1 protein-coding gene is annotated in these 1,369 nt (G+C 62.7%); it reads right to left on the bottom strand.

Features of this window, described 5'->3' with window-relative positions; all coding sequences use genetic code 11:
- Positions 1-59 precede the first annotated feature (59 nt).
- The gene (locus AC1DYO_RS32070) at positions 60-1,250 is read right to left on the bottom strand and encodes an integrase core domain-containing protein (protein ID WP_477268664.1); all 1,191 of its coding nucleotides are present in this window, start codon (positions 1,248-1,250) and stop codon (positions 60-62) included.
- Positions 1,251-1,369 lie beyond the last annotated feature (119 nt).

Genomic DNA, 1,369 nt, shown 5'->3' with positions numbered 1-1,369 from the left:
GTGTCCAGCCGATAGATGGGTAACACTTTGAACCGGATACATAGGTAACACTTCTCCCCCTATGCGTCCGTCGCAGCGCCAAGCGGTTTGATTGGCGCGGCGCTGCGGCGGACAAGCTTCATACGCCTTGTGTCGATGATGCCGAGTGGATGGGCATGGAAGGAGAGCGCCCATTGTCCATCCTCGGTCTCTGAGGCAGCGACCGGTTCGCCCGCCAATGCTTGCGAGACATAGATGAAGCCGCCATTCCACCGGATCTCGCCATTGTGGCGTACGCGGCGGACCGCAGCCTCGGCCGGATAATCGGGCTCTGGTGGCGTTCTTGGCATGGCGCGCTGCGAGGGGCGGTAGTGTTGTGCCGGCGTATCCATGCCCAGCGCCTCATGAGGACGCTCCTCATTGTAGCTGTGGCGGAAGGCCTCGAAGGTCTGGCCTTGGGCCACTCTGTTGGCCTGCGGCGCCTCGGCCATTGGCAACATGGTCAGATGAAAGCGCTCGTGGCGTCCATTCTGCTGCGGCTTGCCAGGTGCGATCCGCTCCAGCGTGATGCCAAGCTTGATGAAGCGCACGACAAGCGGCGTCAGTCCGGTGACGCCGGCCGATGCGAAGGGTGGGCCATTGTCGCTTCTGAAGCGATCCGGCAGGCCATGCTCCTCAAACAGCCGTTCGAACACCGGCCACGCCTCGCTATCGGCCGTAGACCCCGTCGCTTCGAGCGCCAGGAGGTAGCGGCTTGATGCATCCATCACCGTCAAGGGTTCGCAACGCCACCCGTCAGCGGTTCTGAACCAGCCCTTGTGATCGCCAGTCCACACCGCGTTCGGCTCCAGCGGCTTTGGCCAGGGTCCATTGCCGCAGGCCCGCAGCCGTGGTCGCCTGCGGGCGTTGACAAGCCCATGCCGCGCAAGGATCGCGCCGACCGTCGAGGCCGACGGCCACATGAACTCGGGAGCCGTGCGCCTGAGCCGTGCCACGATCTTCTTGGGACCCCACAGCGGATGCGTCTCCTTGGCCGCGACGATCCGCTCAACCAGATCCTGAGCTGTCGCACGGCCATGATTGAGCGGTGCTCGCGGCAGATCGTGCAAACCTTCCGGACCCAATGCCCGATAGCGTCCTAGCCATTTATAGCCGTTCTTGCGTGAGATTCCGTAGGCCGCACAAAGCGCCGTCATCGTCTCATCCCCAGCAAGGCACTCCACAACAAACCGAAGCCGCTCGTCCATGATGCCAGTCTCTCGCCAAACCATCGCCGGTCCTCCGGCGAGGGAGAAAACTGTCACCTATGCTATCGGTCCATTCTGTTACCTATCTATCCGGGTCGGACACCGCCACCTTCTCCCCGTATAGTGACGGGGAGAAGGAGAAG

This window comes from Mesorhizobium sp. P2_F5 (assembly GCF_056403715.1).
The sequence above is the reverse complement of the archived record's forward strand: the minus strand, read 5'-3'. Positions and strand labels throughout refer to the sequence as shown.